The organism is Sphingobium sp., from assembly GCF_041987595.1.
Classification (GTDB): domain Bacteria; phylum Pseudomonadota; class Alphaproteobacteria; order Sphingomonadales; family Sphingomonadaceae; genus Sphingobium.
Window position 1 is genome coordinate 1 of the sequence record NZ_JBHIWJ010000152.1, and the last position, 6,995, is coordinate 6,995.

The 6,995-nt window shown below is 63.6% G+C and carries 7 protein-coding genes and 1 pseudogene; 6 read left to right on the top strand and 2 right to left on the bottom strand.

Annotation, left to right across the window (positions count from 1 at the left end; all coding sequences use genetic code 11):
• The 4 genes and pseudogenes from ACFC3J_RS21515 to ACFC3J_RS21530 form a co-directional block, all read left to right on the top strand.
• Positions 1–442: pseudogene (locus tag ACFC3J_RS21515) on the top strand (HAD family hydrolase); the annotation flags it as partial.
• Positions 439–900 carry a RidA family protein gene (locus tag ACFC3J_RS21520; protein WP_375198014.1) on the top strand — a complete coding sequence of 154 codons (462 nt, stop codon included), beginning with the start codon at positions 439–441 and terminating at the stop codon, positions 898–900. The pseudogene ACFC3J_RS21515 and the gene ACFC3J_RS21520, both read left to right, overlap by 4 nt.
• On the top strand, positions 884–1,609 hold the full coding sequence (locus ACFC3J_RS21525) for a glycerophosphodiester phosphodiesterase family protein (protein WP_375198015.1): 726 nt from the start codon (positions 884–886) through the stop codon (positions 1,607–1,609). Before ACFC3J_RS21520 ends, ACFC3J_RS21525 begins: the two co-directional genes overlap by 17 nt.
• Complete coding sequence (locus tag ACFC3J_RS21530; protein ID WP_375198016.1) at positions 1,602–2,744, top strand: GNAT family N-acetyltransferase; 1,143 nt, start codon at positions 1,602–1,604, stop codon at positions 2,742–2,744. The genes ACFC3J_RS21525 and ACFC3J_RS21530 overlap by 8 nt, the downstream gene beginning before the upstream one ends.
• A gap of 6 nt (positions 2,745–2,750) precedes the next feature.
• Here ACFC3J_RS21530 and ACFC3J_RS21535 read toward each other — a convergent pair whose 3' ends face one another.
• The gene (locus ACFC3J_RS21535) at positions 2,751–3,047 is read right to left on the bottom strand and encodes a hypothetical protein (RefSeq protein ID WP_375198017.1); all 297 of its coding nucleotides are present in this window, start codon (positions 3,045–3,047) and stop codon (positions 2,751–2,753) included.
• A gap of 198 nt (positions 3,048–3,245) precedes the next feature.
• Between ACFC3J_RS21535 and ACFC3J_RS21540 the strand changes: the two genes are divergently transcribed.
• Positions 3,246–4,520 carry a multidrug effflux MFS transporter gene (locus ACFC3J_RS21540; protein WP_375198018.1) on the top strand — a complete coding sequence of 425 codons (1,275 nt, stop codon included), beginning with the start codon at positions 3,246–3,248 and terminating at the stop codon, positions 4,518–4,520.
• Positions 4,521–4,551: 31 nt separating this feature from the next.
• On the opposite strand, the gene ACFC3J_RS21545 is transcribed toward ACFC3J_RS21540, so the two are convergent.
• On the bottom strand, positions 4,552–6,114 hold the full coding sequence (locus ACFC3J_RS21545; RefSeq protein ID WP_375198019.1) for an amino acid permease: 1,563 nt from the start codon (positions 6,112–6,114) through the stop codon (positions 4,552–4,554).
• 155 nt (positions 6,115–6,269) lie between these two features.
• Between ACFC3J_RS21545 and pgeF the strand changes: the two genes are divergently transcribed.
• On the top strand, positions 6,270–6,995 hold a 726-nt coding region (gene pgeF, locus ACFC3J_RS21550), incomplete at its 3' end, for a peptidoglycan editing factor PgeF (RefSeq protein WP_375198020.1).

The window sequence follows — 6,995 nt, forward strand, 5'->3', positions numbered from 1 at the left end:
CCAGGCCCCGATCGCGGGCGCGATGGAGGCTTTGGGACGATTGAGCGAGATCGCCGACATCGTCGTCCTCACCAACATCACCGAGCGGCACCACCAGCAGCGGCGCGAGCAGCTCGCCGCCCATGGCCTCGACCTGCCGGTGCACTGGAATCAGGGCGGCAAGGGCCGTCCACTGGCCGCGATTCTGGCTGAACGCCAGCCCAGTGCCGCGCTGTTCATCGACGATCTGGCCGAACATCATGCCTCGGTCGCTGACCATGCGCCGGGGGTCTGGCGCCTGCATATGGTGGGCGAGCCGGAAATCGCCGCCGATGTTCCCACAGCCACTTTTGCCCATGCCCGGATCGACGATTGGGCCAAGGCGGAAAAATGGATCGCCGCCCGGCTTGCCGAAGGCCCGGCGCCTGATAATTTCATCCCCATTCATGGAGTGTCCACATGAGCATCGAAGCCCGCCTGACTGAACTGGGCATCATCCTTCCCGAAGCCGCCGCGCCGGTCGCGGCCTATGTCGCCGCGGTGGAGGCCAATGGCCTGCTGCATATTTCCGGCCAGATCTCGCTCTCCGACGGCGCGCTGATGACCGGCCGTCTGGGCGAGGATCGCGACCTTGACTACGGCGTCAGGGCGGCGCGGGCCTGCGGTCTCAACCTGATCGCGCAGATGAAGGCGGCGCTGGGTAGCCTCGACCGGGTCGAGCGGATCGTGAAGCTGGGCGCCTTCATCAGCAGCACGCCCGAATTCACCGACCAGCCCAAGGTGGCCAACGGCGCGTCCGAACTCATGGTCGAAATTTTCGGCGATGCCGGGAAACACGCTCGCAGCGCCGTCGGCGTGCCGGTGCTGCCGCTGGGTGCGGTGGTCGAAATCGACGCTGTCGTCCTTGTCCGCCCGGCCTGACGTCCTCAAGGCGCTGACCGCCCGTCCCTTTGCCCATCGCGGGCTGCATGGATCCAGAGTCAGCGAAAACGGCATGGCGGCCTTTGCCGCCGCCATCGCCGGTCATTTCGGCATCGAATGCGACGTGCGGCTGAGCCGCGACGGCGTAGCGATGGTCTTTCACGATGCGTCGCTTCAGCGCATGACCGGGTCCGCCGGCGCGATTGGCGACCATGATGCCGTTATGGCCGATAAATGGATGCTGCCCGATGGCGGCTGCGTTCCGCGCCTGCGCGACCTCCTTCATCTTTGCGGAACGGACACGCCCCTGCTGGTCGAGATCAAGGTGGATGGACGGCGTGTCGCGCCCATCTGCACGGCGGTCGCGGAGGCTCTGGCGCGGCGGCCCATGACTTTGGCGGCCGTCATGTCCTTCAATCCCATGGCTGTGCGCTGGTTTGCGCGCCACCGGCCCGATCTGGTGCGCGGGCTGGTCGTCACGGAGCAGAAGAAACGCGGCTGGCGCGGAAGGGTTGGCCGCGCCCTTGCACTTTGGTGGGCGAAACCCGATTTTATCGCCTGTGACATTCGCGATCTGCCTTCCTCCCTGTCCGCCCGCATGCGCCGACGGGGAATCCCCGTGCTGACATGGACTGTGTGCAGCGAGGAGGAAAGGGAGCGCGCGGCGCTGCATGCCGATCAGATCATCTTCGAGCAGCCGCATGACTGACTGCGTGGCGCGCATGGCGAGCGGCGTGGCGGACCTGCCGAGGGATCAATGGGACGCATGCGCCGGAACCGGCAATCCCTTCATGAGCTGGGATTTTCTGGCTGCGCTGGAACGGTCGGGCAGCGTCGGCAGCAATAGCGGGTGGCAACCGCTGCCGCTGGTGATCGACGGGCCGGACGGACGGATCGCTGCCGCCGCGCCGCTTTACGCGAAGACGCACAGCCAGGGCGAATATGTGTTCGATCATGGCTGGGCCGATGCTTGGGAACGGGCGGGCGGACGTTATTACCCCAAGATCCAGCTCGCGGCGCCCTTTACCCCCGTGCCGGGGCCAAGACTGTTGCTGCGCGACGAGCGGCTCGCTCCCGCGCTGATCGCAGGGATCGAGGCAGTGGTGGAGCGGAACGACCTTTCCTCCGCCCACGCGACCTTCATCGCACCCGATCAGGTTCCACTGTTTGAGGCGGCGGAGTGGCTGATCCGGGAAGACAGCCAGTTTCACTGGACCAATCGCGGTTATGGCAATTTCAGCGACTTTCTTGCCGATCTGTCGAGCGCCAAGCGGAAGAATATCCGAAAGGAACGTGAACGCGCGGTCGTCGGGCTAGAAATCCTCCATCTGACCGGCGACGAACTGACTGAAGCGCATTGGGACGCGTTCTGGACATTCTATCAGGATACCGGCTCGCGCAAATGGGGCCGCCCCTATCTGACCCGCGCCTTCTTCTCGATGTTGGGGGAAAGCATGGCGGACCGCGTGTTGCTGGTGCTGGCGCTGCGGCAAGGGCGGCCGATTGCAGGCGCACTCAACCTGATCGGCGCGGACACGCTTTATGGCCGCTATTGGGGCTGTACCGAGGACGTGCCCCATTTGCATTTCGAGCTATGCTATTATCAGGCGATCGATATTGCCATTGCCCGCGGCCTCCAGCGGGTGGAGGCGGGCGCGCAGGGCGGGCACAAGCTGGCGCGGGGCTATGCGCCTGAGCCGACCTTTTCGGCCCATTTCATCCCCGATGCGAGCTTCCGCCGGGCCGTAGCCAATTTTCTGGAGGCCGAGCGGCAGGGCGTGCAACGGGATCGCCTCTGGCTAAACGAACGGACGCCGTTCCGTAAAACCGAGGCAGGACTTTAGCCCCGTTCAGGCTGCGCGCGGCTGGCTGGCCACCATCAACGCGCGCGCCTGACGCTGCGCTTCGGCGATCTCGCGGGCGGTCATCTCCTCAGCCACTTCCGCGCGCATCGCCTGCCCCTCTTCGCTGCCCTTCAGCGCGGCGAGGTTGAACCATTTATGCGCCTCGATCAGATCGACGGGCAGATCACCAGTGCCGCAGCTATAGGCGACCCCCAGTTCAAAACAATCGTCTGCCGACTGATGCGCCGCATAACAGAAGCGGCTTTCGATCAGAAACTGCGCGCTCTTCAGACTGTTCGCCATAACCGAATCCCCCTGTGGATTTCGACATGATGGTTTTCGACAGGCGCCACGCTGCACCGGTAGCCGCTAAAAAATGGTTAACGCGATTTTCAGCTATTTCAGGCGAAGGAGCGGAACTCCGTTGGTCAGCACGGTTAACAGGGGCAGTTATTGCGAAAGGGGTGGCGCGGGAACGCGATTATCCCCATAGCCCACGGCATGACCAACCGCCCCGAAACCACCGCGGCGCTCCCGGAAAAGGACATAGCTTTCCGCGAGTTCGTGATGCTGTGCGCATGCCTGATGGCGATGAACGCGCTGTCGATCGACCCGATGCTGCCCGCGCTGCCCGCCATCGGGCGCGATCTGGCAATTCCGCATGCCAATGACCGGCAATTGATCATCAGCATCTATTTTCTGGGGCTGGGGATCGGCTCACTGCTGTTCGGCGTGTTGTCCGACCGATTCGGACGCAAGCGGGTGTTGGGCGGCGCGATGGTCATGTTCATCCTCTCCTCCATCGCCTGCGCCGGGGCGCACAGCTTTGCCATGATGCTGATCGGGCGGGCGTGCGCGGGCTTTTTTGCCGGGGCGAGCCGCGTGATCACGGTCGGGATCATCCGCGACCGCTTCAGGGGTGACGCAATGGCGAGGGTCATGTCGCTGATCTTCGCCGTGTTCATGCTGATCCCGGTAATGGCGCCGACTTTCGGTCAGGCGATCTTGTGGATCGCGCCATGGCGCTGGATTTTCTGGGCGCTGGCCATCCTCGCGACGCTGATCCTGTTCTGGATGCTGCTGCGCATGCCGGAAACGCTGCGGCCGGAAAATCGGATCAGGATGAGCGCGGGCACGATCTTTCGGACCGTCGGCATGATCGCCCGCACGCGCAGTTCGATCGGCTATATGGTGGCGAGCGGCGTGGTGATGGGCGGCCTGATCGGCTTCATCCTGTCGGTGCAGCAGATTTTCTTCGACATTTTCGGGGCGCAGAAGATCTTCCCCTTCGCCTTTGCCGCCATCGCGGGCAGCATGGGAATCGGCAGTCTGCTCAACAGCCGGCTGGTTTCGCGCTTCGGCGCGCGGCGGTTGAGCCAGACCGCGCTGCTGGCGCTGGTGGCGATCAACAGCGTTCATCTGGCGGTGATTCTGGCTGGTTATGAAAGCATCGTCAGCTTCATGATCCTGCAAGCGGCAACGATGCTGACGGTGGCGTTTACCGCGTCCAACTTCAGCGCCATTTCGATGGAGCCTTTCGCGAAGGGCGCGGGCGTCGCCTCTTCTTTCCAGTCCTTCCTGACCACCGCCCTGTCGAGCGCATTGGGGAGCATCGTCGGCCGGGCCTTTGACGGGTCGACCCTGCCCCTGACGATGGGCCTTGCGGTTTTCGGATCGCTGTCCTTCCTGATCGTCGCCTGGGCGGAGCGGGGGAAGCTATTCACCCGCCCCCATCATGGCACGCTGCGCGATCCCGGCGTCGAAGCCATCCATTGAAAAAGGGGCGGTTGGAGCCGCCCCTTTTTTATCACGCGTCCTGCCCGCCCGGCGTCGGCGCCCCCGGCATGGGCGGCACCGGCTGCGGGGGGATGCCCGACTGCTCCTCGGGCACATCCACCACTCCGCGGCCGACATGGCTGCGGCTGCGGCTGTAAGCGAAATAGACCAGCAGCCCGACGGCGGCCCAGCCGACGAACATCAGCTTGGTTTCGACGCCGAGACTCCAGAACAGATACAGACAACCCCCGATCGCGATCGGCGCGGTGACGTTGATGGCAGGCGTGCGGAACGGACGCGCACGGCCCGCATCGGTCTTGCGCAGCACCATCACCGCGATCGACACGGCGGCAAAGGCGAAGAGCGTGCCGGAGTTGGAAATGTCCGCCAATATGCCGACCGGGAAGAAAGCCGCGAAGAGCGCCACGAAGATGCCGGTCAGGATGGTGATGACGTGGGGCGTCTTGTAGGTCGGATGGACCTTCGAGAACATGGCGGGCAGCAGGCCGTCGCGGCTCATCACGAAGAAGATGCGGGTCTGACCGAACATCATCATCAGGATGACCGACGGCAGGGCAAGGCCCGCAGCAAGGCCAAGCAGATTGCCGATCTGCGGCCAGCCGATTTCGCGCAGCGTCCAGGCCAGCGCTTCCTTCGAGCAGGTGACGGCTTCGGTGCCGGCGGCGGCGAGCGCCGCGCATTGCTGCGACAGGGCGGCCGATCCGGGAGCCAGCGCCTCGCCGCCGGGACCATAGACCGGCTGGGCGCCCACGGTTCCTATGACGCCTGCCGCGACCAGCATGTAGAAGATGGTGCAGATGCCAAGCGAACCGATCAGGCCGATCGGCATGTTGCGCTGCGGATTCTTGGTTTCTTCGGCCGCGGTCGAGACGGCATCAAAGCCGACATAGGCGAAGAAAATGGAGGCCGCCGCAGCCGAGATGCCCGAAAAGCCGAGCGGAGCGAAGGGGGTAAAGCCTTTCATGTTCATCACCGGCACCGACAGCACGATGAACAGTGAAAGAGCGGCGACCTTGATCGCGACCAGAATGGCGTTGACGGTCGCGCTTTCCTTGGTGCCGATGACGAGCAGCCAGGTGACAAGCGCCGCGATCAGCATTGCGGGCAGGTTGACGAGTCCGCCGTCGAACGGGCCACGCGTCAATAAATTGGGTATGTCGATATGGAAGCTATGCTCCAATAGTCCGACGACATAGCCGGACCAGCCGACCGACACCGCGCCTGCAGCGACGGCATATTCCAGAATCAGCGCCCATCCGACCATCCAGGCGATGAGTTCGCCCATCACCGCATAGCTGTAGGTGTAGGCCGAACCCGATACCGGGACCATGGCGGCCATTTCCGCATAGCAGAGCGCCGCCACGGCGCAGACGAAACCGGCGATGACGAAGGACAGCATCATGCCCGGCCCGGCCTTTTGCGCCGCTTCCGCCGTCAGCACGAAAATGCCGGTGCCGATGACCGCGCCAATGCCCAGCATGGTGAGTTGGAATGCCCCCAGTGAGCGATGCAGCGACTTCTTCTCTGCCGTCGCCAATATGGCATCGAGAGGCTTTACGCGCCCGAATATCATGAAGACCTCTATTCCCTTAGCCCGGCACGTCACTGGACGTGCCCCTTTTGCTTATGGGAGGAGGAGACTATCGCCTAATCTGGCGTGCGCAAGTATGTTGCGCATTTGAGACATGGTGCAAAAGCGCTTCCGACAGAAATCCGAAGGAGTGAGGAATGATTGAATTGCTGCGCGCACCGGCTCTGGCGGGTGTTTTGCATGGCTTTGCAGGGCGGCGCGGCGGCGTTTCCGTAGGCGTTCACGCTGGACTGAATGTTGGGCTGGGATCGGACGATGATCGCGAAGCGGTCATGCGCAACCGTGAATTGGCGCGCGATGCGCTGCTGCCCGGCGCGGCTCTGGTAACGGTTCATCAGATTCATTCACCCGATGTGATGACGGTGACTGGCCCTGTTCCGGACAGTGATCGTCCTGCGGCGGATGCGATGGTCACGAATCGCCCTGGACTGATTCTGGGCATTTTGACGGCGGACTGCGTGCCGGTTTTGTTTGCCGACGCCGATGCCGGCGTGATCGGCGCGGCGCATGCTGGCTGGAAGGGCGCGCTGGGCGGCGTCACCGATCAAACGGTCGCAGCGATGGAAATGCTGGGCGCCGCGCGGGAACGGATTGTCTGCGCGATCGGTCCCTGCATCGGCCGGTCCTCCTATGAGGTTACGCTGGACTTTGCTGCCCGGTTCGAGGCAGCGGATGCGGAAAATGAACGTTTTTTTGCGCCGGGCCGCGAGGGGCATTTTCAGTTTGACATTGGGGGGTATGTTGCGGCCCGGTTGTCGGGAGCGGGCGTAGGCACGATCGGGATGTTGGGGGAAGACACCTATAGCCAGCCGGATCGCTTTTACAGTTACCGGCGCTGCTGCCATCGGGGCGAGGCGGATTAT

Bases quoted from the DNA above. Each gene is read 5' to 3' on its own strand.
- ACFC3J_RS21545 (WP_375198019.1), bottom strand. From the start codon at position 6,114: ATGATATTCGGGCGCGTAAAGCCTCTCGATGCCATATTGGCGACGGCA.
- ACFC3J_RS21530 (WP_375198016.1), top strand. From the start codon at position 1,602: ATGACTGACTGCGTGGCGCGCATGGCGAGCGGCGTGGCGGACCTGCCG.
- ACFC3J_RS21520 (WP_375198014.1), top strand. From the start codon at position 439: ATGAGCATCGAAGCCCGCCTGACTGAACTGGGCATCATCCTTCCCGAA.
- ACFC3J_RS21535 (WP_375198017.1), bottom strand. From the start codon at position 3,047: ATGGCGAACAGTCTGAAGAGCGCGCAGTTTCTGATCGAAAGCCGCTTC.
- ACFC3J_RS21540 (WP_375198018.1), top strand. From the start codon at position 3,246: ATGACCAACCGCCCCGAAACCACCGCGGCGCTCCCGGAAAAGGACATA.